The sequence below is a fragment of the Achromobacter sp. SX5 genome (assembly GCF_056711425.1).
This window is the reverse complement of sequence record NZ_CM160041.1, coordinates 3314667-3338846: the sequence shown is the minus strand read 5'-3', so window position 1 is coordinate 3338846 and position 24180 is coordinate 3314667. Positions and strand designations below refer to the sequence as shown.

Annotated in this window: 22 protein-coding genes, 1 tRNA gene and 1 riboswitch; of the genes, 12 read left to right on the top strand and 11 right to left on the bottom strand. The window is 68.4% G+C overall.

The window, feature by feature from the left end:
• Window positions 1–39: 39 nt before the first annotated feature.
• Complete coding sequence (locus AC1M14_RS15675; protein WP_479729972.1) at window positions 40–2622, top strand: penicillin G acylase; 2583 nt, start codon at window positions 40–42, stop codon at window positions 2620–2622.
• On the opposite strand, the gene cydC is transcribed toward AC1M14_RS15675, so the two are convergent.
• Complete coding sequence (cydC, locus tag AC1M14_RS15670) at window positions 2594–6202, bottom strand: thiol reductant ABC exporter subunit CydC (protein WP_479729971.1); 3609 nt, start codon at window positions 6200–6202, stop codon at window positions 2594–2596. The two genes, AC1M14_RS15675 and cydC, sit on opposite strands and share 29 nt — an antisense overlap.
• Window positions 6203–6295: 93 nt before the next feature.
• Between cydC and AC1M14_RS15665 the strand changes: the two genes are divergently transcribed.
• Window positions 6296–7258, top strand: a complete 963-nt coding sequence (locus AC1M14_RS15665) for a LysR substrate-binding domain-containing protein (protein WP_479729970.1) — start codon at window positions 6296–6298, stop codon at window positions 7256–7258.
• 45 nt (window positions 7259–7303) lie between these two features.
• Here AC1M14_RS15665 and AC1M14_RS15660 read toward each other — a convergent pair whose 3' ends face one another.
• Window positions 7304–8269, bottom strand: a complete 966-nt coding sequence (locus AC1M14_RS15660) for a LysR family transcriptional regulator (protein WP_102776109.1) — start codon at window positions 8267–8269, stop codon at window positions 7304–7306.
• Between the two features lie 114 nt (window positions 8270–8383).
• Between AC1M14_RS15660 and AC1M14_RS15655 the strand changes: the two genes are divergently transcribed.
• From AC1M14_RS15655 to AC1M14_RS15645, 3 genes are read left to right on the top strand one after another with little or no spacing between them, the layout of a single operon-like run.
• On the top strand, window positions 8384–9364 hold the full coding sequence (locus AC1M14_RS15655; protein ID WP_258231561.1) for a Bug family tripartite tricarboxylate transporter substrate binding protein: 981 nt from the start codon (window positions 8384–8386) through the stop codon (window positions 9362–9364).
• Window positions 9365–9373: 9 nt separating this feature from the next.
• Complete coding sequence (locus AC1M14_RS15650) at window positions 9374–10609, top strand: CaiB/BaiF CoA transferase family protein (protein ID WP_102776108.1); 1236 nt, start codon at window positions 9374–9376, stop codon at window positions 10607–10609.
• Between the two features lie 9 nt (window positions 10610–10618).
• Window positions 10619–11050, top strand: coding sequence for a MaoC family dehydratase (locus AC1M14_RS15645; RefSeq protein ID WP_102776107.1), 432 nt, complete (start codon window positions 10619–10621; stop codon window positions 11048–11050).
• On the opposite strand, the gene hutG is transcribed toward AC1M14_RS15645, so the two are convergent.
• Together hutG and AC1M14_RS15635 are read right to left on the bottom strand one after the other, a co-directional pair.
• On the bottom strand, window positions 11047–11853 hold the full coding sequence (gene hutG / locus AC1M14_RS15640; protein ID WP_479729969.1) for an N-formylglutamate deformylase: 807 nt from the start codon (window positions 11851–11853) through the stop codon (window positions 11047–11049). The genes AC1M14_RS15645 and hutG overlap by 4 nt on opposite strands.
• A gap of 74 nt (window positions 11854–11927) precedes the next feature.
• Window positions 11928–12851 (bottom strand): LysR family transcriptional regulator, encoded by a 924-nt coding sequence (locus tag AC1M14_RS15635; protein WP_479729968.1) that lies wholly within the window; start codon window positions 12849–12851, stop codon window positions 11928–11930.
• A 136-nt stretch (window positions 12852–12987) separates the two neighbouring features.
• Between AC1M14_RS15635 and AC1M14_RS15630 the strand changes: the two genes are divergently transcribed.
• Complete coding sequence (locus AC1M14_RS15630) at window positions 12988–14163, top strand: MFS transporter (protein ID WP_479729967.1); 1176 nt, start codon at window positions 12988–12990, stop codon at window positions 14161–14163.
• Here the strand turns inward: AC1M14_RS15630 and AC1M14_RS15625 are convergent.
• Complete coding sequence (locus AC1M14_RS15625) at window positions 14124–14762, bottom strand: TetR/AcrR family transcriptional regulator (protein ID WP_209164919.1); 639 nt, start codon at window positions 14760–14762, stop codon at window positions 14124–14126. The two genes, AC1M14_RS15630 and AC1M14_RS15625, sit on opposite strands and share 40 nt — an antisense overlap.
• Window positions 14763–15008: 246 nt before the next feature.
• On the opposite strand from AC1M14_RS15625, the gene AC1M14_RS15620 reads away from it, so the two are divergent.
• Window positions 15009–15227 (top strand): hypothetical protein, encoded by a 219-nt coding sequence (locus AC1M14_RS15620; protein WP_102776103.1) that lies wholly within the window; start codon window positions 15009–15011, stop codon window positions 15225–15227.
• Between the two features lie 77 nt (window positions 15228–15304).
• On the opposite strand, the gene AC1M14_RS15615 is transcribed toward AC1M14_RS15620, so the two are convergent.
• A complete protein-coding gene (locus AC1M14_RS15615) occupies window positions 15305–16444 on the bottom strand; it encodes a porin (RefSeq protein ID WP_102776102.1) in 1140 nt (379 codons plus the stop codon).
• Between the two features lie 359 nt (window positions 16445–16803).
• On the bottom strand, window positions 16804–18090 hold the full coding sequence (locus AC1M14_RS15610; RefSeq protein ID WP_479729966.1) for an LLM class flavin-dependent oxidoreductase: 1287 nt from the start codon (window positions 18088–18090) through the stop codon (window positions 16804–16806).
• Window positions 18091–18216: 126 nt separating this feature from the next.
• A riboswitch (TPP riboswitch) is annotated at window positions 18217–18322 on the top strand.
• Between the two features lie 51 nt (window positions 18323–18373).
• On the opposite strand from AC1M14_RS15610, the gene AC1M14_RS15605 reads away from it, so the two are divergent.
• On the top strand, window positions 18374–19825 hold the full coding sequence (locus AC1M14_RS15605; protein ID WP_479729965.1) for a sodium:solute symporter family protein: 1452 nt from the start codon (window positions 18374–18376) through the stop codon (window positions 19823–19825).
• Window positions 19826–19838: 13 nt separating this feature from the next.
• Here the strand turns inward: AC1M14_RS15605 and AC1M14_RS15600 are convergent, their stop codons facing one another.
• Entirely contained in the window at window positions 19839–20267 is a 429-nt protein-coding gene (locus AC1M14_RS15600) for a VOC family protein (RefSeq protein ID WP_102776098.1), read from the bottom strand.
• 184 nt (window positions 20268–20451) lie between these two features.
• On the opposite strand from AC1M14_RS15600, the gene AC1M14_RS15595 reads away from it, so the two are divergent.
• Together AC1M14_RS15595 and AC1M14_RS15590 are read left to right on the top strand one after the other, a co-directional pair.
• Window positions 20452–21129 (top strand): metallophosphoesterase, encoded by a 678-nt coding sequence (locus AC1M14_RS15595; protein ID WP_479729964.1) that lies wholly within the window; start codon window positions 20452–20454, stop codon window positions 21127–21129.
• A gap of 56 nt (window positions 21130–21185) precedes the next feature.
• Window positions 21186–21425 (top strand): AbrB/MazE/SpoVT family DNA-binding domain-containing protein, encoded by a 240-nt coding sequence (locus AC1M14_RS15590; protein WP_479729963.1) that lies wholly within the window; start codon window positions 21186–21188, stop codon window positions 21423–21425.
• Window positions 21426–21696: 271 nt separating this feature from the next.
• On the opposite strand, the gene AC1M14_RS15585 is transcribed toward AC1M14_RS15590, so the two are convergent.
• Window positions 21697–21772 (bottom strand) — tRNA-Ala (locus AC1M14_RS15585).
• 64 nt (window positions 21773–21836) lie between these two features.
• The gene (gene xth, locus AC1M14_RS15580) at window positions 21837–22619 is read right to left on the bottom strand and encodes an exodeoxyribonuclease III (RefSeq protein WP_102770807.1); all 783 of its coding nucleotides are present in this window, start codon (window positions 22617–22619) and stop codon (window positions 21837–21839) included.
• Between the two features lie 262 nt (window positions 22620–22881).
• Here xth and AC1M14_RS15575 point away from each other — a divergent pair, with 262 nt between their 5' ends.
• Entirely contained in the window at window positions 22882–23109 is a 228-nt protein-coding gene (locus AC1M14_RS15575) for a hypothetical protein (RefSeq protein ID WP_102770809.1), read from the top strand.
• Between the two features lie 18 nt (window positions 23110–23127).
• On the top strand, window positions 23128–23346 hold the full coding sequence (locus tag AC1M14_RS15570) for a hypothetical protein (RefSeq protein ID WP_146196854.1): 219 nt from the start codon (window positions 23128–23130) through the stop codon (window positions 23344–23346).
• Window positions 23347–23381: 35 nt separating this feature from the next.
• Here the strand turns inward: AC1M14_RS15570 and AC1M14_RS15565 are convergent, their stop codons facing one another.
• A complete protein-coding gene (locus AC1M14_RS15565) occupies window positions 23382–24164 on the bottom strand; it encodes a 3-oxoacyl-ACP reductase (protein ID WP_209166260.1) in 783 nt (260 codons plus the stop codon).
• Between the last annotated feature and the right edge of the window lie 16 nt (window positions 24165–24180).

The following is a 24180-nucleotide window of genomic DNA, read 5'->3' as shown; positions in this document are numbered from 1 at the left end:
CACCGTGGCGCGGCCAGTCAAATACGGAGACAGAAACTGATGAAGCAGCACTTGTTGTCGGCCGCCATCCTGGCGGCCTGCGCGGCCGTGGGCGCCCAGGCCCAGGCCCAGGACGTCCAGCAGCATTCCCGCCAGCATGCCGAGGCGCCGGCGCGTCCGGCCGGCGTCCCCGGCGGGCAGGTCACGATACGGCGCGACGGCTATGGCATGCCGCATGTGTACGCCAATACCGTGTACGGGATTTTCTATGGCTACGGCTATGCCGTGGCGCAGGACCGGCTGTTCCAGATGGAGATGGCCCGGCGCAGCACGCAGGGCCGGGTGGCCGAGGTGCTGGGGTCGTCCATGGTGGCTTTCGACAAGTCCATCCGCGGCAATTTCTCGCCCGAGCGCATCCAGCGCCAGCTGGCCGCGCTGCCGGCCTCGGAACGGCAGATCCTGGACGGCTATGCGGCCGGCATGAACGCGTGGATCGCGAAGGTGCGCGCCGAGCCGGGCAACCTGATGCCCAAGGAGTTCAACGACCTGGGCTTCCAGCCCGGCGACTGGACCGCGTACGACGTGGCGATGGTGTTCGTGGGCACCATGGCCAACCGCTTTTCCGACGCCAATAGCGAGATCGACAACCTCGCGCTGCTGACCGCTTTGAAGGATAAGCACGGAGACGAGCGCGCCATGCAGATCTTCAACCAGCTGCGCTGGATGAACGACAGCCGCGCGCCCACCACGGTGCCCGAGGAAGACGGCGTGTACCAACCCGACGCCGCCCGGCCGGCGGCCAGGCTGTCCTATGCCTTGCCGCGCTATGACGGCACGCCGCCCATGCTGGAGCGCGTGGCGCGCGATCCGCAGACGCGCGGCGTGGTGGACGAGCCGCCCGCGGCCGCCCGCGCGCAGCTGCTGGCGCAGTTCGCCGAGACGGGCCAGCCGGGCATCGCCGGTTTCCCGACCACCAGCAATATGTGGATCGTGGGACGCGAACACGCCAAGGACGCGCGCTCCATTCTGTTGAACGGGCCGCAGTTCGGCTGGTGGAACCCGGCCTACACGTATGGCATCGGCCTGCACGGCGCGGGCTTCGACGTGGTGGGCAATACGCCGTTCGCCTATCCCAGCATTCTGTTCGGCCACAACGCGCACGTGACCTGGGGTTCGACCGCGGGCTTCGGCGACGACGTGGACATCTACGCCGAAAAGCTCGATCCCGACGACCGCACGCGCTATTTCCACGACGGCGCCTGGAAGACCATGGAAAAGCGCAGCGAGCTCATCCAGGTCAAGGACGGCCAGCCGGTGCTGATGGATGTGTACCGCACGGTGCACGGCATCGTCACCAAGTTCGACGAGAAGAACAACGTGGCCTACGCCAAGGCGCGCGCCTGGGAAGGCTTCGAACTGCAGTCGCTCATGGCCTGGACCCACAAGACCCAGGCGCGCAACTGGGAGCAATGGAAAGCGCAGGCCGCGCGCCACGCCCTGACCATCAACTGGTATTACGCGGACGACCGCGGCAATATCGGCTACGCGCACACGGGCTTCTATCCCAAGCGCCGCGCCGGCCACGATCCGCGCCTGCCGGTGCCCGGCACCGGCGAGATGGACTGGGACGGCATGCTGCCGTTCTCGACCAATCCGCAGGTCTACAACCCGCGCCAGGGCTTTATCGCCAACTGGAACAACCAGCCCATGCGCGGCTACCCGTCCACGGACCTGTTCGCCATTGTGTGGGGCCAGGCCGACCGCTACGCCGAGATCGAGACCCGCCTGCGGGCCATGACGGCCAACGGCGGCAAGGTCAGCGCGCAGCAGATGTGGGACCTGATCCGCACCACCAGCTACGCCGACGTCAATCGCCGCCATTTCCTGCCGTTCCTGCAGCAGGCGGTGCAGGGGCTGCCGGCCGACGACGCCCGGGCGCGGATGGTCGCGGCGCTGGCGTCGTGGGACGGCATGGCGACCAGCGACAGGCAGCCCGGCTATTACGACAATGCCGGGCCGGCCGTGATGGACGCGTGGCTGCGCGCCATGCTCAAGCGTACGCTGGCCGACGAGATGCCGGCCGACTTCTTCAAGTTGTACAGCGCCACCGGCTATCCCACGCCGGCCGCGCCCGCCACCGGTTCGCTCAACCTGACGGTGGGCTCCAAGGTGCTGTACAACGCGCTGGCCGGGCGCGCGTCCGGGGTGCCGCAGCGCTACGACTTCTTCAACGGCCAGCCGCCGCAGGCGGTGACGCTGGCCGCGCTGGACGACGCGCTCGCCGCCCTGCGCAAGACCTATGGCGACGACCCGGCCGGCTGGCGGATTCCGGCGCCGCCCATGGTGTTCGCGCCCAAGAACTTCCTGGGCGTGCCGCAGGCCGACGAGAAGGCGGTGCTGAGCCATCCCGCCACCCACAACCGCGGAACCGAGAACAACATGACGGTGTTCGACGCCCGCGGCGTGCGGGCGGTGGACGTGGTGGCGCCGGGGCAGAGCGGTTTCGTGGCCCCGGACGGCACGGCCTCGCCCCACACCCGCGACCAGTTCGACCTGTACGCCAGCTTCGGCAGCAAGCGGGTCTGGTTCACCGAGGCCGAAGTCCGCGCCAACGCTAAGTCGGTAGAGACGTTGCGCTACTGACCGCGTAGCCGCCCTGGTGGCTGGCCAGGCGCGCATAGACCCCTTGCCGCCTGAGCAGCTGCTCGTGCGTGCCGGCCTCGGCCAGCGTGCCGCGGTCCAGCACCAGGATCAGGTCGGCGTCGCGGATCGTCGACAGGCGGTGCGCGATGACCAGCGTGGTCCGGTGGCGCATCAGCACGTCCAGCGCGCCGCGCACCTGCATTTCCGACAGCGTGTCCAGGTGCGAGGTGGCCTCGTCCAGGATCAGCACCGGGGCGTTCTTCAGGAAGGCGCGGGCGATGGAGATGCGCTGGCGCTGGCCGCCCGACAGCTGCATGCCGCGCTCGCCCACGCGCGTGGCGATCCCGTCGGGCAGGCTGCGCACGAAGTCGGCCAGGGCCGCCTGTTCCAGCGCGCGCGCCAGTTCCCCGGGGCTGGCCTCGGGCCGGGCCAGGCGGATATTGCCTTCCAGCGTGTCGTTGAACAGATAGGTGTCCTGGGTCACCAGCGCCACCTGTTCGCGCAGGGCGTCGAGCCGCAGCCGGCGCACGTCCACCCCGTCCAGCTTGACCGCGCCCGTGCGCGGGTCCCAGAAGCGCAGCAGCAGGCTGGCCACGGTGCTCTTGCCCGCGCCCGACGCGCCCACCACGGCCACCGTGGACCCGGCCGGAACCGTGAAGCTCAGGTCGCGCAAGGTGTCCTCGCGCTTGCCCGGGTAGGCGAAGCTGACGTGCTCGAACGCCAGCGACAGGCCGTGGGCCGCCGCCGGCGCGGGCAGCGGGCCGTCGGTGACCGGTTCGGGTTCGTTGGCCACCACGTGCAGGCGGCGGGTGGCGGCGATGGTGTCGGCCAGCTGCCGGCTGACCTGCGAGATTTCCGAGACCGGCAGGAAAGTGGCCAGCGCGATCAGCACCAGCAGCGGCAGCATGCCGGCCGACAGCGCGCCGGCGGCCACCTGCAGCGCGCCCACGACGGCCACGGCCAGGCCGCCCAGCCCCATCGCGACCTCGAACCAGGCGGTCTGGCGCGACAGGTCGTCCAGGATCTCCAGGCGGCGGATGCGGTAGCGGTCGGCCACCTGCAGGAACTGCGCGCGGCGGCGTTCCGTGGCCTGGAACGCGGTCAGGTCGGCCAGACCCTGGATGGTGTCGGTGGCGTGCGCGCTCATTTCTCCCAAGGCATGGCGCGCCTTGTCGCCCAGCGCGTCGACCTTGCGCCGTCCGCGCACCGGCGACACCAGCGCATAGGCCAGGAAGGGCAGCAGCGCCAGCGCCACCGGCCAGCTGTAGACCGCCAGGAATCCCAGCACCGACAGCGGCACCAGCACCGACACGATGGCCGGCGCGATGGTGTGGGCATAGAAGTACTCCACCATCTCCACGTCCTGCGTCGCCAGCGCGACCAGGTCGCCGGAGCGGCGCTGCAGCAGATAGGCCGGCGCCAGCCGTTCCAGCTTGTCGTAAAGCTTGACCCGCATGTCGGCCAGCAGCTGATAGGCCATGGCGTGCGCCAGCCACGACTCCAGCCAGTGGAACAGCGCGGCCAGCGGCGCGACGACCAGCAGCGCGACGATCAGCCCCGACACCTCGCGGCCGTCGCGGATGGCGGCGACGATCAGCGCGCTCAGCACGCCCACGCCGATGAAGGCGGCCACCCGCGCCACGCCCAGCAGGATGGTGGCGATCAGCGTGCCGCGCCAGGGCTGCACCACCGACAGCAGCGTGCCCAGCGTGTCGCGCCAGCCCACGCGTGCGGCGTCCGCGTCCAGCGTGCGCATCGCCGGGCTTGTCGTGTCCGGCTCCTTGCCGGAGGTTTCGCCGGGCGCGCCGCGTTCGGCGGCGGGCAGAGGGGACGCCGCGGCCGGCTGCCGGTGCGCCTCGGCCTGCTCGCGCATCAGCCGGTAATACAGCCCGCCTTGGGCCATCAGCGCGGCATGGGCGCCGGCCTCGACCACGCGGCCCCGGTCCAGCACCAGGCAGCGGTCCGCGCCGATGACGCTGGCCAGGCGGTGCGCCAGGATCAGCGTGGTGCGCCCGGCCATTAGGCGGTCGAGCGCCTGCTGGATGAGCGCCTCGTTCTCGGTGTCCACCGAGGACAGCGCTTCGTCCAGGATCAGGATGGGCGCGTCGCGCAGCAGCGCGCGCGCGATCGCCACGCGCTGGCGCTGGCCGCCCGACAATTGCAGGCCGCGTTCGCCGATGCGGGTGTCGTAGCCGTCGGGCAGCGCCATGATGAAATCGTCGATATTGGCCGCGCGGGCCGCGGCGCGCACCTGTTCCTGCGTGGCGTCCGGGCGCCCCAGCCGCAGGTTTTCGTCGATGCTGCCGTGGAACAGCGTGATGTCCTGGCTGACCAGCGCGATGTGCGACAGCAGCGCCTGGGTGTCCAGTTCGTTCACGTCGCGCCCGCCGACCCGGATGCGGCCGGCCTGCGGCACGCATTCGCGCAGCAGCAGGCGCACGATGGTGGACTTGCCCGCGCCGCTGGGCCCGACCACGCCGACCCGTTCGCCGGCCGCGATACGGAAGCTCAGGCCCTGGTGCGCGCGGCGCTCGGGTGTGTACGAGAACGCCACGTCCTCGAATTCGATGGTGGGTTCCAGCCGCGCCGGCGCGCCGCCGGCCTGGGGCAGGGCGGGCGCCGGCGTGAGCGGCCGCGCGTCCATCAGGGCGTGGATGCTGACCGCGGCCGACTGGCCCAGCATGCCCCGGTGCAGCACCGAGCGCAGGTCGCGCAGCGGCCGGAAAATTTCGGTGCCGGCCATCAGCACGATCAGCAGGGCTTCCACGCTCATGTCGCCGGCGGCCACGCGCCAGGCGCCCAGCGTCAGGGCCAGCGCCGCGCCCAGCGCCACGCCCAGGTCGCTGATGCCGCGCGTCAGCAGGCTCACCGACAGCACCCAGAAAGTATTGTCCGACAGGCTGCGGGCGCGGGCGGCCAGGCGCCGGCCCCAGGCCTTGCCCTGGCCATACGATTTCAGGGTGGGCAGGCCCTGCACCGCGTCCAGGAAGTCTTCCCCGAACTCGTTCAGGGCGTTGGTGCGCGCCAGGCTGGCGCGGCGGTCCAGCATGTGCACGGCCATCGGCCCGAACAGCGCGAACAGCGCCGCCACCAGGAACACCAGCGCGGTCGGCACGTCCCAGAAGGCGATCACCGCGAAAATGGCGAAGGGCGCCGCGGCCGCGATGGCCACCTGCGGCAGGTATTGGCCGAAGAAAGTCTGCAACTGTTCCACGCCGTCGACCACGGTCAGCATCACGCCGCCGGTGCGCTGGTTGGCGAACCAGGCCGGACCCAGCGCCACGATGCGGTCGTACAGCCGGCCGCGCAGCGCCTGCTGCACCTCGGCCGAGCAGCGGTTGGCCAGCACCGTGCGCCAGTGGTCCAGGCCGGCGCGCAGCAGCACCATGGCGGCCGCGTACAGCGCCGGCTCGGCCCATTGCCGCCACGGCGCGGCCTCGAACACCCGGGCCAGCAGCTGGCCCAGGAACACATAGCGCGCGATGCCCGCGGCCAGGGCCAGCAGCCCCAGCAGAATGCCGCCCGCCATGCCGGCGCGCAGTCCTTCGGTCAGCCGCCACAATCGTGAATCGAAATACATTGCACTCTCCTTCCCTGAGCCTGCATGGTCCCCGATCGCCGGCCCGGGCGAAAGCGATAGTTTTTCAATCAAGGGTCGAGATAAACTCAACCCATGCCCGATCTTCCCAACCGCACTCCGCCATTGGCCGCCCTGCGGGCCTTCGAGGCCGTGGCGCGCCTGGGCAGCCTCAGCCGCGCCGCCGCCGAACTCAGCGTCACCAAGAGCGCCGTCAGCCACCAGCTGCGCGCGCTGGAAGCCGACCTCGGCGTCACGCTGCTGCGCCGCGGCGGCACGGTGCGCCGCGCCGAAACCACGGCCGAAGGCGCCGACCTGCTGGCATCGGTGCAACAGGCCTTGACCCTGCTGGAGACCGCGTGCCGCAACGTCCGCATGGCCGCGCGCGGCAGGCGGCGCTATACCCTGAACGTGTCCGCCAACCCTTCGCTGGCCTCGCTGTGGCTGGCCCCGCGCATCGGCCGTTTCATCGAACTGCACCCCGACATCGACATCCAGGTCTATCTGCACGCCAGCCAGGACCCCGCCTGGAAAAGCCAGGACATCGACCTGGCCTTCCTGCACGTGCGCGCGCTCGGACCGCACAACCCCGAGCCCGGCGACATCCCGCTCATGACCGAAACCGTGGTGCCGGTGTGCAGCCCGGCCCTGGTGCCCGCGACCGAGCGCGACGACCCCAGGGTGTTCACGCGCCACCGCTGGCTGGAGGAAAAGCACGTCGACAGTCCCGAAACCGACTGGCGCATCTGGCGCCCGCGCCTGGGCCTGGGCGAATCCGACTGGCAGGAGCCCATGGTGCTGAGCGGCATGAGCACGATCGCCGCGGCGGCTGCCGCCGGCGTCGGCATCGCGCTGGGACGCGCGCCGCTGATCGACGAGGAACTGGCCAGCGGCCGCCTGGTGCCGCTGGTGCCGCGGCTGAGCATGGCCGGATCGTGGGGGTACGTGATGCGGATTCAGCCGAACCGGCCGATGGACGCTTCACTGCCTGCGCTGGTGGAGTTTTTGCTGGAGGAGGGGAAAAGCAGGGGGGCGTGGCAGGGCGGCGGGGCCGCTTAGCGGATGCGGCCTTGCACCCCGGCGGCAGGCGCGAACGGGATCGCTTCACTCCCCGAACAGGCTCTCCACGCTCTCCCGGACCAGCCCGAACAACTCCACCGCCAGCGCCGACGGATCGGCGTCGCGCAGCCGGAAAATGGCCACCGGCGGCAAGGGAATCCGCGGCCGCACGTCCAGCAGCGCCAGGTTCAGGCGCTGCGCCAGATAGGCCGCCGAGTCCGATCGCAACAGGCCGATGAAGCCGGGCTGTTCGGCGACCACGGCGCCGATGAAGGGCGGGCTGGATTCGACGGTGGCGGGCGGGACGGGCAGCTTCTTCTTCAGCAGGGCCGCGCGCAGCGCGCTGCGCACCAGGGAGTCCCTGGACGGCATCACCCAGGAGTGGGGCAATAGCTCCGCGATAGGCACGGGCCGGCCGGCCAGGCCCATGTCGCGGTGCGCGACGAAGCGCACCTCGTCCGGATACAGCACTTCGACGTGGAGCAGGGCGGCTTCCTCGTCGCTCAGGTTGCGGCTGGGCAGGCTGCCGATGACGAAGTCCAGTTCGCCGGCCATCAGCATGTCGAACAGGCGGCTGGCGATGCCGTCGATGATTTCCACGTGGGCCTGCTGGTGGCGGGCCGCGATCCGCGCGACCGGGCGCGATAGCAGGGACATGCCGGTATACGAGGGGGCGCCGGCGCGCAGCGTGCGGATGGGGCTGCGCTGCAGCTCGGCCAGTTCGGATTCGAGGCGCGCCAGCTTGTTGACGATGAGGCGGGCGTCGTGCACCAGCGAGCGGCCGAATTCGGTCAGGGAAACCCCGTCGCGGCGGCGCTCGAAAACGGCCGCGCCCAGCGTGTCTTCCATTTCGCGGGCCATTTTGCTGATGGCGGGCTGGGACAGCGCCATGCTGTCGGCCAGCTGGCGAAACGACAGTCCTTCGGAGACGCCCTTGATCAGTTCGAACTGCTTGAGGCGCAGGCGGTTAAGGAGTTTGCCGCTGCCTGCCGGGGCCGGAGCTAAGGGCATGGCTTATCCAAAAGTTATCACCAGGTGATTTTATTTCAGTTATCAGTTAATGGCGCGGTCCGTATTCTATGGCTGGCAGTCAAAGCAAAAACGGCAAAAACACCGGAGGAGACCATGCAATCCAGGAACCTGTTCGCGCGCCTGGCCGCGCTACTGATGCTGGGCGCGCTTTGCGGCGGCGCGCAGGCCGCGGCCGACTGGCCGGCGCAGCCCATCACCATCATCGTGCCGTTCCCGCCGGGCGGGGCCACCGACGTGATGGCCCGCCTGTTCGCGCCGCGCATCGAGGCGGCCATCGGCCGGCCGGTGGTGGTCGAGAACAAATCGGGCGCCGGCGGCACCATCGGAACCCAGCAGGTGGCCCGCGCGCGCAACGACGGCTATACGCTGCTGTGGGGCACGGTGGCCACGCACGGCATCGGGCCGAATATCTACAAGAAGCTGTCGTATGACGCGGTGGCCGATTTCGAGCCGGTGGTGCACGTGGTGGACCAGCCTTATGTGCTGGTGGCGCACCCGTCGACGAAGATCTCGTCGGTGGCCGAGCTGCGCAAGCAGGCGCAGGCGCGGCCGGGGCAGATTTCGGTGGCTTCGGCCGGCGTCGGCACGGCGGCGGACATGCTGTTGCGCAAGTTCCAGGCCGACACCGGTTCGTCGTTGCTGGGCGTGCCCTACAAGGGAGCGGGGCCGGCCATGGCGGACCTGCTGGGCGGCCAGGTGGACCTGGCGTTCGACGTGATCCTGACCACGGCCCCGTACATCGCGGCGGGCAAGCTGGTGCCGCTGGCGGTGACCAGCGCGCAGCGCTCGCAGACGCTGCCGCAGGTGCCGACCATGGCCGAGGCCGGGGTCGACGGCTTCGTGGCCGCGGGCTGGAACGGCCTGTTCGCGCCGCGCGGCACGCCGGCGCCGGTGATCGACAGGATCAACGCCGCCGTGAACCAGGCGCTGCAGGACCCCCAGATCAATCAGCGCCTGCAGTCGGAAGGGTCGATTCCGGTGGGCGGGACGCCCGGCGATTTCTCGCGCTTCATCAAGGCGGAGATCGGGTCCTGGGGCGAGGTCGCGCGCAAGGCCAATGTGTCGCTGGATTGAGGGAAAATCATGAGCGTCGAGCAGGTTATGGATGCGCAGACCGGCCCGGCCCGCGGGGCGGGACCGCTGAGCGGTGTGCGTGTGCTGGATATTTCCACCGTGGTGGCGGGGCCGTTCTCGTGCACGCTGATGGCGGACCTGGGCGCGGAGGTGCTGAAGGTCGAGGTGCCGGGCGAAGGCGACCACATACGGCAACTGCCGCCGCACAAGAACGGCGTGGCGCTGTGGTCGAAGGTGGCCAACCGCAACAAGCGCGGCGTCACCCTGGACCTGCGCCAGCCCGAAGGCATCGAGATCCTGGAGCGGCTGCTGCCGCAGTATGACGTGCTGGTGGAGAACTTCCGGCCCGGCACGCTGGACCGCTGGGGCCTGGACCTGGCGCGGCTGCGCGCGTTGCGGCCGGACTTGATCGTGCTGCGGGTGACGGGCTTCGGCCAGACCGGGCCGTACCGTTCGCGGCCGGGCTTCGCGCGGATTTTCGAGGCCATGTCGGGCTTCGTCAACCTGTGCGGCGAGAAGGACGGACCGCCCCTGTATCCCGGTTTTCCGGTGTCCGATGCGCTGACGGGCGTGTTCGGCGCCTACGCCGTCGCGGCCGCGCTGCTGCACCGGGAAAAGCACGGCGAGGGGCAGGAGATCGACCTGTCGGCCACCGAGGCCATGCTGCGCGTGCTGGATTTCATGCCCATCGAGTACGACCAGCTCGGGGTGGTGCGAACCCGCCAGGGCAATCTCAATGCATACTCGGCGCCCAGCAGCGTGTACAAGACCCGCGACGACAAGTGGGTGGTGCTGGCGGTCAGCGCGCCCACGGTGTTCCGGCGGCTGGCCATCGCCATCGGCCGCGCCGACCTGCTGGAAGACCCGCTGTACAGCAGCAACACCGCGCGCATCCGGAACCGCGCCGGGATCGAGGGCATCATGGAGGACTGGTTCGGCGCGCATACGCTGGCCGGGGCGTCCGACATCCTGATGCGCCACGAAGTCAGCTTCAGCCCCATCTACGACATGGCCGACATCGCCGCCGATCCGCATTTCATCGCGCGCGAAGTGCTGGTGCGGATCGAGGACGAGGAACTGGGCGAGGTGAGCATGCAGAACGTGGTGCCGCGGTTCTCCGCGACGCCCGGCCGCATCTGGCGGGCCGGACCCGGCGTCGGCCAGCACAACGAAGAGGTCTATGGCCGCGAACTGGGCCTGTCGGCGGCGCAGCAGGCCGCGCTGCGCTCGCGCGGCGTCATTTAGGAGCCGTCCATGACCGGTCTATCGTTGCCCTTGCAGTTTCATGGCGGCTTCACGCTGCCCGATGCGCGCCACGCCGCCTATCTGCAGTCGGTGGGCGGCGGCCACCCGGTGCACAGCTCGCGCGAACTGGCGCTGCGGGCCGGCTTTGCCGAGGTGCCGCTGGCCGGCATCCACGTGCTGGGCGCGGCCATGGCCGCGTTCACCGCGCAGTTCGCCGCCAACCCGGTGCAGCTGCTCAAGGTGGAAAGCAAGTTCCTGCGCCCGGCCTATCCGGGCGAGTCGTTCGAGCTGGCGCTGGAGCGGCTGGACAGCGAAGCGGCGGCCGGCACGCCGTTCGTCGCCGGCCGCTACCAGGGCTATTGCAGCAACGCGCAGGGCCACAAGGTGCTGATGCTGGACTTCAAGATACGGGTGGCGCCGGCGCAGGATCGACCTGCCTAGCCCTTGCGCGCCACGGTCTGGCGCAGCGCGGCCTGCACCATGGACTCGACCAGCGGAATCACTTTGTCGGCCAGTTCGGGGCGATAGGCGTAGGGATAGGTTTCGTCCATGTAGGTGGACTGGCACATCTCGAGCTGGATGGCGTGGACGTTGTCCGCCGGCCTGCCGTAGTGGCGGGTGATGTAGCCGCCCTTGAAGCGTCCGTTGACGGCCCAGGTGTACGGCGCGCTGTCGGCGCGCAGGCGCGCTTCGACCGCGGCCAGCACGTCCGGCGCACAGGCGGCGCCGTCGGCGGTGCCGATGTTCAGGTCGGGCAGCTTGCCTTCGAACAGGCGCGGCAGCACGCTGGCGATCGAATGGGCTTCCCACAGCAGCACCGTGCCGTGCTCGGCCTTGATGCGGTCGAGCTCTTCGCGCAGCTTGGCGTGATAGGGCTGCCAATAGGCTTGCAGGCGGCGCGCGCGTTCGGCGTCGGTCAGGACGCCGTCGTCCAGGTAGAGGGCGTCGCCGCGGAAGGTCTGGGTCGGGCACAGGCCGGTCTTGGTCTGGCCGGGATACAGGCTTTCGTCGTTGGGCGGGCGGTTCAGGTCCACCACGTAGCGCGAGTAGCACGCGCCCAGGACCGAGGCGCCCAGCGATTCGGCGAAACGGTACAGCGTGTCCAGATGCCAGTCGGTGTCGCCGGACTGCAGGCCCGTCGGCGTCATCTGCGCGCGCTGCGCGTCGGGAATCTGGCTGCCCAGGTGGGGAATGGAGATCAGCAGCGGGGCGCTGCCGCGGCTGAATTGATAGATATCGCTCAAGAAAAACTCCGGGGAAAGCGGCATGACATGGCGTGGCGCCATGCCGATGATGATAAAGGATGCGCGGGCCGGGTTCAGGCGCCCCAGGGCGGAGCGGCGCTCCAGCGGCGCGCCATGGCGTCGATCAGCGCGCGGACCTTGGGCGCCAGGTGGCGGCGGTGCGGATACACCGCGCATACCGGGGCGCCTGGCGGCGCATGGGCTTCGAGCACGGCCACCAGCCGTCCGGCGCGCAGGTCCTCGCCGACCAGAAACGCGCCCAGCTGGGCGATGCCGGCGCCGGCCAGGACGGCGTCGCGCAAGGCTTCGGTGTTGCCCAGGCGCAGGCGTCCCGCGGGCTGCACCTGGCGTTCCTGCCCCTGGACCGCATAGCGCCAGGGCACCGGCGCCCCGGCGTGCGTGAACGCCAGGGTCTGATGTCGGGCCAGGTCGTCCGGCGTGGCGGGCGCGCCGTGCCGGTCCAGGTAGCCGGGGGCGGCGCAGGTGATCAGGCGGTGCGGCGCCAGCACGCGGCGCACCAGCCGGCTGTCGGTATCGCCGCCGATGCGGATCGCGAGGTCCACGCCGTCGCGCACCAGGTCGGTGTAGTCGTCGGAAAAACTGACGTCGGCCTCGACTTCGGGCCATAGCCGCAGGTAGTCGCGCAGCAGCGGCATGACGTGCAGCCGGCCCAGCGACACCGGCAGGTCCAGGCGCAGGCGTCCGCGCGGCGCCCGCTTGCGGCGGTCCATCGCGTCGGTCGCGTTGTCCACTTCGGCCAGGATGCGCTGCGCGTGCTCGTAGAACACGCGGCCTTCGTCGCTCAGGCTGACGCTGCGGGTGCTGCGATGGAGCAGCCGCGAGCCCAGGCCTTGCTCCAGGCGGGCGATGCATTTGCCGATGGCCGAGCGCGACAGCGCAAGTTTTTCGGCCGCGGCGGTGAAGCTCTGCATATCGGCCACGCGCACGAAGGCCAGCAGGTCGCCGATGTGGTCCAGCCGGGCAGCGGAATTGCGCACGATTCGTCCCTAGTGTTGGTCTGCAAGCCTACTTTATCAGTTTGCTGGAAACAGTAGAGTGCAGAGGAGTCGGCCCGGCCAGGGCATTCATGGACATACCGTTATGACTTCAGGCACTCCTCCCCATCGAAACGCTGTGGCGCGCCGGCCCTGGCTGGCCGTCGCGGCGGTCGGCATGGCGACCTTCTGCGTGGTGACCAGCGAAATGCTCCCCGTGGGGTTGTTCGTTCCCATCACGGCCGAGCTGGGTGTGTCCACCGGCATGGGCGGTTTGATGTTGTTCGTGCCCGCGATCGTCGCGGCGCTATGCGCGCCGCTGATCGTGATGGGGGCGAAGGGCGCGGACCGCCGCCGCGTTCTTTGCGGCCTGCTGGCGCTGCTGGCCGCGGCCAACGCCGCCGGCGCGCTGGCCTGCGGCATGGCCTGGTTCCTGGCGGCGCGCGTGCTCGTCGGCATCTGTATCGGCGGAATATGGGCGGTGGCCGGCGGACTGGCGGGCAGGCTGGTTGCGCCGGCCGCGGTAGGGCTGGCCACCTCCGTCATATTCGGCGGCGTCGCGGTGGCGTCGGTGCTGGGGGTTCCGCTGGGCGCGTTCATCGGCGGCCTGGCAGGGTGGCGCACGGCGTTCGGCCTGATGGCCGGACTGTGTTTCGGCGTGCTGTGCCTGAACGCGCTGAGCCTGCCGCGCCTGCCCGCCGGGCCGGCGCCGGGGCTGCGCCGGATGCTGTCGCAACTGGCCGATCCGGGCGTCAGGCTGGGGCTGCTGGTCACGCTGTGCCTGGTCGCCGGGCACTTCATGGCCTATACCTTCGTGCGGCCGCTGTTGCAGTCCTACGCGGGATTCGAAGCGGGCTGGATAGGACCGCTGCTTTTCGCCTACGGCGCGGCGGGCGTGGCCGGCAATTTCGTGGCCGGCAGCGCCGCGGCGCGGCGCGCGGGCGCGACGCTGTGCGCCATCGCAACCGCGCTGCTGCTCATCCTGCTGTTGTTCAGCGGCCTGGGGCAGTTCCGTCCGGCCGCGGCGGTGTTGCTGCTGGCGTGGGGGCTGGCGTACGGCGGCGTCTCCGTCGCGCTGCAGACCTGGATGATGCAGGCCGCGCCCGAGGCGGTCGAAGCGGCGACCTCGCTGTTCGTGGCCGTCTTCAACCTGGGCATCGCCGCCGGCGCGCTGCTGGGCGCGCCCAGCGTGGACGTGCTGGGGCTGCGGGCCAACCTGTGGCTGGCCGCGGCCTGCATGCTGGCGCCGCTGGCCATGCTGGCGCGGGCGGGGCGCTATGGCCGGAAGGCGCGCAGCAACGTATCGACCGCGTAGCGGCAGGCGGCCAGGTGTTCGGCGTCGGGGCCCTCGGCCCTGCCGCCGGACAAACGGGCCTGGAAGGCGATGCCGTTGATCTGATTGCCCAGCATCGCCGCCGCGCGGCGCGGATCGTCGATGCAGAGTTCGCCGCGCTCGCAGGCCTGGCGCAGGCATGCTTCCAGCGGGGCGTGGATCTGCGTGTCCACGGCGGTCTGCAGCGATTCGGCCAGTTGCGGCAGGCGATGGCATTCCGAGACCAGCAGGCGATAGAGCGCCGCCGATTCGGGCTGCAGGGCGTAGGCCAGCAGGCGCACGGACAGTTCATGCAGCGCCGTGGCGACGGATTGCTGGAGCAGGGCGGGCGGAAACACCGCCTCGCGCACGCCATCCAGTTCATGCTGCAGCACCGCTGCCAGCAAGCCCTCTTTGCTGCCGAACAGTTGATAGGCGGTGGCCGCGGAGCCGCCGGCCTGTTTCACCACCTGCTGGATGGAGGTCCGGGAGTAACCGTGCTCGAGCAGCGATTGCTTGGCGGCCTCGAGCAGCCGCACGCGGCGCGCCTCGCCTTTGCTGGTCGGCGGGCGGGGCGCGCTGACGCGGGTAACCGGGCTCACTGTGTCCTCTCCCCGGAGAATCGCCGCGGCGGGCCGGCAAGCCGTCCACGGTCAGGGTCAATTTTTGTAATGTATAGTACATTACATTCAAAAGTTTACGCGCGGCTGCCGGGGCCAGGCTGCGCCTGTTTTTGCAAGGCAGCCTTGATAAGCGATGATCTGGTGTTTTTTTCCGACGATAGCAGTACGTTGCGGCCATACGGCGAGAACTAGCCGGGCCGCATGCCGCGCCGGCGGGAGCGCCGGATGATGGCCTGGACGATCATCGCGGCCGTGGGCCTCGTCGTCGGCGCTGCGCTGGCGGTATTGCTGCGCCATCCCGGCGTGGTGCTGTACGACTGGATCGCGACGCGCGCGAACAAGCCCCTGCGGCAAGCCCGGCCGGCCCGGCTGCGCGAGTCCGCCGAGCACCGCAAGCCGGTCTCGCAGGCCGGCCAGACCGTGCTGGGGACCGCGCGGCAATAAAAAAAGCCATCCGACGAACGGATGGCCCAAAGAGGAGACGCCCCGACTCTGCTCAGTTGGGGCTGTCCATGACCTGCTTAGAAGCGATGGCGGATGCCGACGCCGACCGTGGTCATCTTGTCGCCCTTGATGAAGGCTGCGCCGTCGGCGTAGGAGGCCAGGGCGTACAGATCGGTCCGCTTGGACAGGTCGTACGTGTAGCCCAGGCTGTACACGTCCATGGCGTACAGGTTCTTGTTCGGATCGGCGCGTTGCCACGACGCGAACACCTTGCTGGCGCCGCCGATCGGCGCGCTCAGGCCGACCATGTACGAGTTGATGCGCAGGCCGTCCCAGGTGAAGCGGTCGTTGGTATAGCCGATGCCGCGGGCGATGCCGCCGGACTGCTGGCGGCCGCCCATCAGCGCGAAGTCCTGGCCGGCGAAGACGCCGTCTTCGGAACGGCCGTAGGCCAGCGCCAGCTTGACCACTTCGAAGTCGTACGCGCCGCCGATGATGAACTGCTGCGGCTGCGGCTGGTTGGGCTTGCGGTACTGCACGTCATACGTCAGCGCCACGTTCAGCGGGCCGTTGTCGTAGCGCACGCCAGCGGTCCAGGCGCGGTTGTTTTCCTTGGTCTTGAAGCCGGTGGGGCCTTCGACGTCATCGGTCGAGAACGAGTAGCCCACGCCAGCCTGGAAGCCGCCCCAGCTCGGGGTCTGGTACATGACCATGTTGTCGTAGCGGACCGTGTTGGCCGCGCTGAACGCCATGCCCATGTTGGCGTTCAGGTAGTCCAGCGAGAACGGATCGATGCCGCGGAAGTACTTGGACGCGATGTTGGTCTGGCGGCCCAGTTCGAGCAGACCCCATTCGGTGTGGCTCAGGCCGATGGTGGCCTGACGGCCGAACATGCGGCCACCTTGCGAACGGTTGCCGTTGTTGGCGGTAAAGCCGCTTTCCAGCGTGAAGACCGCCGACAGGCCGTCGCCCAGGTCTTCGACGCCGCGCAGGCCCCAGCGCGAGCCATTGTTCTGGATACCGTCGGACATGCCGATGCGGGAACGATAGTCGCCGCCGTACAGGCCCCGGTTGGAGTCGGTGGTGCCGACTTTGCCGCGTTGGTAGGTCAGGCCCAAGTCGACGACGCCGTACAGCGTGACCGAGGTTTCGGCGTGTGCGGCGCCTGCCATGCCGGCCAGAATGGCGCCAGCGAGCAAAGTTCTTGTTAGTTTCATATCACATCCCGTTCTATGGCTTGAGTCACCTGCCTCCAATGCGGTGAAGACAGACCAGCCCTAACCTTAGGCAAGCCGGCGGGATTCAATGAAACCGGATATTACGTAATCGTTCAGGATGTGCTAAATAGGGCCGAATTAGGGTTAATCCTCCCTGACTGTCCCCTTAAATGTGTAGATTTAGTTACTTCCTACACATTGAAATACCTACGGTTTATTGCATATGAACAACAGTTCAGGAATATCGGGCGCCGATACGTGGGTTTTGACCGGATAAGTCCTAGATACATAAAGAGATACTTCGGTCCGAACTTTGCACACATATTGATAAATTATGGCTGCGCGTCCGCGCCCCGGCGTCAGCCTCGCGGCTTTTCCAGGCCCAGGTGGCCGCGCAAGGTGCTGTGTTCATAATCGCGGCGGAACAGTCCGCGGCGCTGCAGTACCGGAATCACGTGCTCGACGAAGTCTTCGATGCCGCCGGGCAGGGAGGGCGGCATCAGGTTGAAGCCGTCGGCCCCTTCGTTGCGCCACCAGTGCTCCATCCGGTCGGCGATCTGTTCGGGCGTGCCGACCATGGTGCAGTGGCCGCCGCCGGCGGCCAGCCGCCCCAGCAGCTGGCGCACGGTGGGCCGTTCGGTTTCGATGATGTGCAGTATGGTCGCATAGCGCCCCTTGGGGCCGGTGAATTCGGACAGCGGGGGCAGCGGCGGCACCGGTGCGTCCAGCTCCCAGGCCGAGCAGTCCTGCAGCACGAAGGTGCCCAGCTGGCGCAGCGAGGCGTCGCTGGGCAGCAGCTCGTCCAGTTCGCGCTGCTTGGCCCGGGCCTCGGCCTCGGTCGAACCCACGTAGGTGACCAGGCCCGGCATGATGGGCACGAAGGCCTTGCGGCCGGCCGCCAGCACGCGTTGCTTGATGTCGCGGTAATAGGCCTGCGCGGCGGGCAGGTCGTAGGCCACGGCGTAGATGGCCTCGGCCCGCCTGGCGGCCAGGTCGCGGCCTTGGTCGGAGGCGCCTGCCTGGAACAGTACCGGGTGGCCCTGCGGCGGGCGTGGCACCGTCAGCGGCCCGTCGACCAGGAAATGCTCGCCGTGGTGCCCGATCTTGTGGACCCGCTGCGGCACGCCATAGAAGCCCCCGCGATCGATGGCCAGGGCGTCCTCGTCCCAGGATTCGAACAGCCGCAGCGCCACGTCGACGAACTCTTCGGCGCGCGCGTAGCGCCAGTCGTGCCCGGGCATGGATTCGTAGCCGTGGTTGCGCGCTTCGGCGTCGAACATCGAGGTCACCACGTTCCAGCCCATGCGCCCGCCCGAGATATGGTCCAGCGAGGCCACCATGCGGGCCGCATGAAACGGCGTGAAGAAGGTGCTCGAGACCGTGCTGATCAGGCCGATGCGCTCGGTGGCGCGCGCCAGCGCGGCCATGGTGGTGAGCGGCTCCAGGTACCAGCGCGGCCCGTCGCCGATGTTGTCGACCGACTGGCCGTCGGCGAAGAATACGGCGTCGAGCTTGCCGCGCTCGGCGGTGCGGGCAAGCTCCTCGTAATAGCGGATGTCGCCCAGACGTTCGACCGGGGAGCCGGGGTGGCGCCAGGCGGCGCGATGGTGGCCGCAACCAAAAATGAACAGATTCAGGTGCAACATGGCGGTCGTTTCCGGCGGACCGGAAGGCAGGAAAGGCGGTGGAAGGAGCGGGCGCGCTCCGCAAGCGGCCGAACTTAGCACATAGTCCGCCGCGTTGACATCGCCGCGCCGCTCTCCTAATCTTGCGGCACTTCCTGGGGGAGCCCTGACGGGCTGAGATTCCGCGCCACCGCGGTAACCCTTTGAACCTGATCCGGGTAATGCCGGCGAAGGGAAGGACATCGCAAGACTCGCGCGCCCCTCCCCGGATTTTCCCTATAGCGGCGCGAGAGGAACGACCCCCATGCTTACCCAACCGATCGCCCTGATGTGGCTGCTGCTGTTTGCGGGCGGCTTCGCCGTGGCGAGCATTCTGTACGCCCGGCGCAAGCGCGGCACGCTGGAAGACTACATCGTCGCCCGCAACAGCCAGGGGCCGGTCGGCACCATTCTGACGCTGATGGCGTCGACGCTGGGCGCATGGATTCTGTTTTCGCCCGCGCAGGCGGCGACCTGGGGCGGACTGGCCGCGGTGGTCGGCTATGCGCTGGGCTCGATGTCGCCGCGGCTGGTGATGATTCCGCTGGGACGGCGCATGCGCGAACTGATCCCGCACGGCCACACCCTCACCGAATTCCTGATGGCCCGCTACGGCCGTCCGATGTACGGGCTGGCGCTCTTCATCATGCTGTTCTACCTCTTCATCGCGCTGTCGGCCGAAGTCACCGCCATCGCCAAGCTGGTCGCGATGCTGGCGCCCGTGCCGCTGTGGACGACGGCCGCCATCGTGATGGGCACCACCTTGCTCTACACCAGCTACGGCGGCCTGCGCTCGTCCATCTTCACCGACCAGGTGCAGATGATGGTGATCGTGCCGCTGCTGGTGGTGCTGTGCGTGGTCGGCTGGCAGGCCGCGGGCGGGGCGCTGCCCACCATCGAGGCGCTGCAGGCCAAGGCGCCCCAGCTGCTGGACCTGACCGACCCGATGGGCGTGAAGGCCGGGCTGACGTTCTTCGTCGCCATCCTGCTGACCGGCGTGTTCCACCAGGGCAACTGGCAGCGCATCTACGCCGCGCGCGACGCCCGCTCCATGCGCAACGGCTTTCTGCTGGGCGGCCTGCTGGTCGCGCCGTTCATCTTCCTGATGGGCCTGTTCGGGCTGGCCTTCGTCGGGCTGGCCCCGCAAGGCGACAGCTCCATCGCGCTCTTCAGCGTCATCATGCCGCACGCGCCCGCGTGGTTCGTGATCGCGCTGATCCCGCTGGGCCTGTCGCTGGTCATGAGCACCGCCGACACCGCCATCAGCGCCGTGTCCAGCATCATCGCGGTCGACCTGCGCCGCCTCATGCCCAACGCCAGCTCGCTCACCATGAAACGCCTGGCGCGCTGGCTGGTGCTGCTCATGGCCATCCCGGTGATGGTGGTGGCCTCGCAGGGCTACAGCGTGCTGTACCTGTTCCTGCTGGCCGACCTGCTGTGCTCGGCGGCCGCCTTCCCGGTGTTCTACGGCCTGTTCAGCCGCAAGCACGACGGCTTCACGGCCACCGTGGCCACGGTCAGCGGCCTGGTCGCCGGCCTCTACTACTTCCCCGCGCCGGGCGACAAGCCGACTTTCCTGCTGGAGTCGTTCCTGCTGGCCGCGCTGGTGCCGGTCGCGGCCACGGCGCTGATGCGCAGCCTGCTGCGCGGGCGCAAGGAATTCGACCTCTCGACCCTGAGCGCCGCCGTGCGCCGGCTGGACCAGGACGTCGTCTGAAACCCTGGCCGGTTTAGCGGACGATGCGCACCGAAGCCGCGCTGCGCACGGATACGCCGTGGAACACGGCCTCGATGTTGTTGCCGTCCGGGTCCAGCACGAAGGCCGCGTAATAGCCCGGATGGTAGCCGCGCTCGCCGGGCGCGCCGTTGTCCCGCCCGCCGTGGGCCAGGGCGGCGCGATAGAAGGCGTCCACCATGGCCCGGTCCCGGGCCTGGAAGGCCAGATGATGGCGCCCGGTCAACGGTCCCTGCACCTCCTCGCTGTCGGCCGTCGAAACGTACAGCTCGTCCGCCCAGAAATTGCGCTCGTCGGAGCCCCCCAACGGAATCTGCAAGGCCTCGAACACGGCGAAATAAAAAGCCTTGCTGGCGGGCAGGTCCCGCACCACCATCCCGATGTGGTCGATCAGGCGGCCGCGATGCAGTTCTCGTGTTGCCATGAAATGTCCTCGGAGATGGCGGGAGTGATGGAATTTACCAGCGGAGGGCTCCGGCGGCTCTCAATCGCGGTCTGGCCGATGAAATCGGGGCTGGCTTGGCTGGTACAGTGACAGGTACGCAACGAGATCCGCTGTCGCGCTTGCCGATCGCGGTTTCCGCCAAAAGTCCAGGGAATCCAGGCCGATGTCCGCCAGCCCCCGAGTCCAACGCTTTTCCCTCAACACCGCCGGCCGCGATTTCGCCGTGGGCGACGTCCATGGCCATTTCAGCCGGCTCGAATCCGCACTTGCCGCCATCGGGTTCGCGCCCGAGCGCGACCGGTTGTTCGCAGTCGGAGACCTGGTGGACCGCGGGCCGGAATCCGCCGAGGTGCTGGCCTGGCTGGAACGCCCTTGGTTTCACGCCATCTGCGGCAATCATGAGCTGATGACCTGGCGGCGGGCGGTGAAGCATCCGCTGCCCGACGTCGATCATCTCGCGCATGGCGGCGCCTGGCTGGACGCCTGCGATCGCGACACGCAGGCGCGCATCGCGACTTGCCTGCAGGCCTTGCCGCTGGCCATCGAAGTCGAAACGCCGGACGGCCTGGTCGGCCTGGTCCATGCGGATTTTCCGTATGACGACTGGCAAGCCATACACGAAGACCGTTTCAGTCCGGAAGACGAAGAGGACTGCCTGTGGTCCATCGAGCGCTACCGCATGCGGTACGCCCAGCCCGTGCGCAACATACGGGCGGTGGTTCACGGGCACATGACGCTGCGCAAGCCGGCGCAGCTCGGCAACGTGCATTACATCGATACAGGCGGCTGGCGGGCGGAAGGGAAGTTCACGCTTCTGGATCTGCATACGCTCAAGGCTTGAGCCGGCCTGCTGCCTGGATATACATTTTTTTGTATATCCAGGAAAGGAGTACGACCATGCAAGTCGCCAAGTGGGGCAACAGTCTGGCGGTTCGTCTCCCCGCCAGCGTCGTCGAGGCGTTGGAGTTGCCCGAGGGAGACGATATCGAAATCGAGATCGCCGTGGACGCGCCCCGGACCTTCGGGATCCGCAAGAAGCCCGGCGCCGAAGCGCTGCTCGAGCGGCTGCGCGCCTTTCGCGGCAAGCTGCCCGCCGACTTCAGGTTCGACCGAAATGAAGCCAACGAGCGCGGCTAAGGGCAGGGACTTTCTGGACACCAATGTTGTGCTGTACTTGCTGTCGGCCGATACCGCCAAAGCCGATCGGGCGGAAGGCCTGCTTCTTCGGCGGCCATCGGAGCCGGATGCCAGACGCTTTATACCGAAGACATGAACCACGGCCAGGTCTTCGAAAACCGCCTTTCCTTGCGAAACCCGTTTGCATAGCGCGCAGGCGCCAAGGCCCGACAGCGCAAACAAAAAAGCCTTGGACCACTTAGCGTGTGTCCAAGGCTTTTCGTCTGGAATTTGGTGGAGCGGAGGAGGATCGAACTCCCGACCTTCGCATTGCGAACGCGACGCTCTCCCAGCTGAGCTACCGCCCCAAAAGCAAGACCGCAACTATACATAAAGCCAAGCCCGCGTGCAAGCGGGATGGCGATATCAAGTTCAGACGAATTCCAAAGTGGCCACGACCGGGGCGTGGTCGGAGGGTTGTTCGTTGCGGCGCGGTTCCTTGTCGATGGCGCAGGCGACGCAGCGCTTGACCAGCGGGGCCGACAGCAGGACGTGGTCGATCCGCAGGCCGGCGTTGCGGCGGAAGGCGAATTGGCGGTAGTCCCACCAGCTGAAGGATTTCTCGGGTTGCTCGAACAGGCGGAAGGAATCGCTCAGGCCCAGGTCGAGCAGGGCGCGGAAGGCGGCGCGCTCGGGTTCCGAGACCAGCACCTGGCCTTCCCATTTCTCGGGGTTGTGCACGTCCTCGTCGGCGGGCGCCACGTTGTAGTCGCCCAGCACCGCCAGCCTGGGGTATTGCTTGATTTCCTCGGCCAGCCATTTGCGCATGGCCTCGAACCATTCCAGCTTGTAGGCGTATTTGTCCGAGCCCACGGACTGGCCGTTGGGGCAGTAGGCGCAGACCACCCGCACGTCGCCTTCGGGGCCGGGAAAGGTCAGCGCCAGCACGCGCTGCTGCGGGTCTTCGTAGCCGGGGATGTTGCGCTCCATGGAGGTGCCGGGCACGCGCGAAATAATGGCCACGCCGTTGTAGGTCTTCTGCCCGGCCCAGACGGCGTGATAGCCCGCTTCGGTGAAGGCGGCTTCGGGAAACTTGTCGTCCGTGAGCTTGAGTTCCTGGATGCACAGCACGTCGACCGGATTGGCGGCGAGCCAGTCGAGCACCTGCTGCAGGCGGACGTTCAGGGAGTTCACGTTCCAGGTGGCTAATTTCATTTTTCGCGTAGACCGTTTGTTGTTGCGGCGCTTTGGCCATCGGCGGGAATTGCGGCTCCCGGATCACGTCGGATGATACCGTGCCGGCTTGCGCGGGGTGGTGCGGTCCCGATATGTGAGCAGGTATGTCGCCCCCTCCGCCCGCTGTCATGGGCGGCAAAAATGCAATGAACATACAAAATGTTCAAATTTTTGCGCATTCCTAATACTTAAAGATTCAATCAATGGCTACGCTGCTAGGGTTCCCTGAACGGAGAGCGGCATGAAATGCCTTGATTTGGAAACGGTTTCTCCCGGTGTTCCGATAGTCGGCTGGCTGCTGGATGGGCCGCGGCCCGAGTTCACCGACGTGATCAGCATCGCGCGGCGATGGATGGTCGACGGTCAACGCGTCACAGAGGTGGTGCGGGCGGAGAATGATCCACAGGGGGCCATGGCTGCTTCGGGAACTTCCATCATGCGCGCCTGCGGCATCGCGGGCCGGAGCTGAGAGGCGGAGGAGTCGGCTATGACTACAGGTGTGATCAGGCTCAACGGCTATCGCCTCGAATACGAACTGCGGCCGCTGGCGGCGCGCCAGGGTTTCGAGGCGTGGGTACGGACCGCGCCGCATCATCAATGGACGCGCATCGGCGTGGGCGATTCGGCCTTCATTAGCGAGGACGCCGCGCTCAAGGGCATCCGCTACGCCGCCGGCGAGATCAGCGCCCGCCGGCTGCAGGCATAGCGTCCACAAGCCGGTTTCACGCGGCCGGTTCCGTTTTATCCCTTCACCAGGCCGCCGTCGACGATCAGGTTCTGGCCGGTGACGGCGCGCGACCACGGGCTGGCGAAGAACAGCACCGCGTCGGCGAACTGCGCCGGCGTGGTGACTTCGCGCAGCGGCGTGCCGGCGGCGATCATGTCGAACACCGCGTCCGGCGTGGCGGCCGAGGCGTCGGTGGTGCGCAGCAGGCCGCCCGAAACCATGTTGACCGTGATGCCGTCGGCGCCCAGTTCGTGCGACAGGGTGCGGGTGAAGGCCAGCAGCGCCGCCTTGGCGGCGGTGTAGTCGTGATAGGGCACGACCGGATTCTGGACCAGGTTGGTGCCGACGTTGATGATGCGTCCGCCGCCGGCGGCGCGCATGGCGGGCAGGACGGCCTGGGTGGTGTTGAGCGCGGCGCGCACGCTGCCTTCGAGCTGCGCGTTCATGCGGCTCCAGTCCAGCGTGTCGGCATGCGGGCGCAGGTCGCCGTCGAACTGGAAGGCGGGCAGGGCGTTGTTGACCACGGTGCTGACGGGCATGCCGAAATGTTCGCTGGCCTGGGCGACCAGGGCGGCGACGGCGGCCGGGTCGCGCACGTCGGCCTGCAGCGCCAGCGCGCGGTCGGGGGCGGCGGCGGCCAGGGCCTGGGCGCGGTCGGCGCTGTTCAGGTAGTTGATGACGACCCTGGCGCCTTCGCGCAGGAAGGCCTGGGCGATGGCGGCTCCCAGGCCGCGGCTGGCGCCGGTGACGATGACGAGTTGCTGGTCGAGGTTCAGGGGCGTGCGTTGCGATGACATGGGTGAGGCTTCCTGC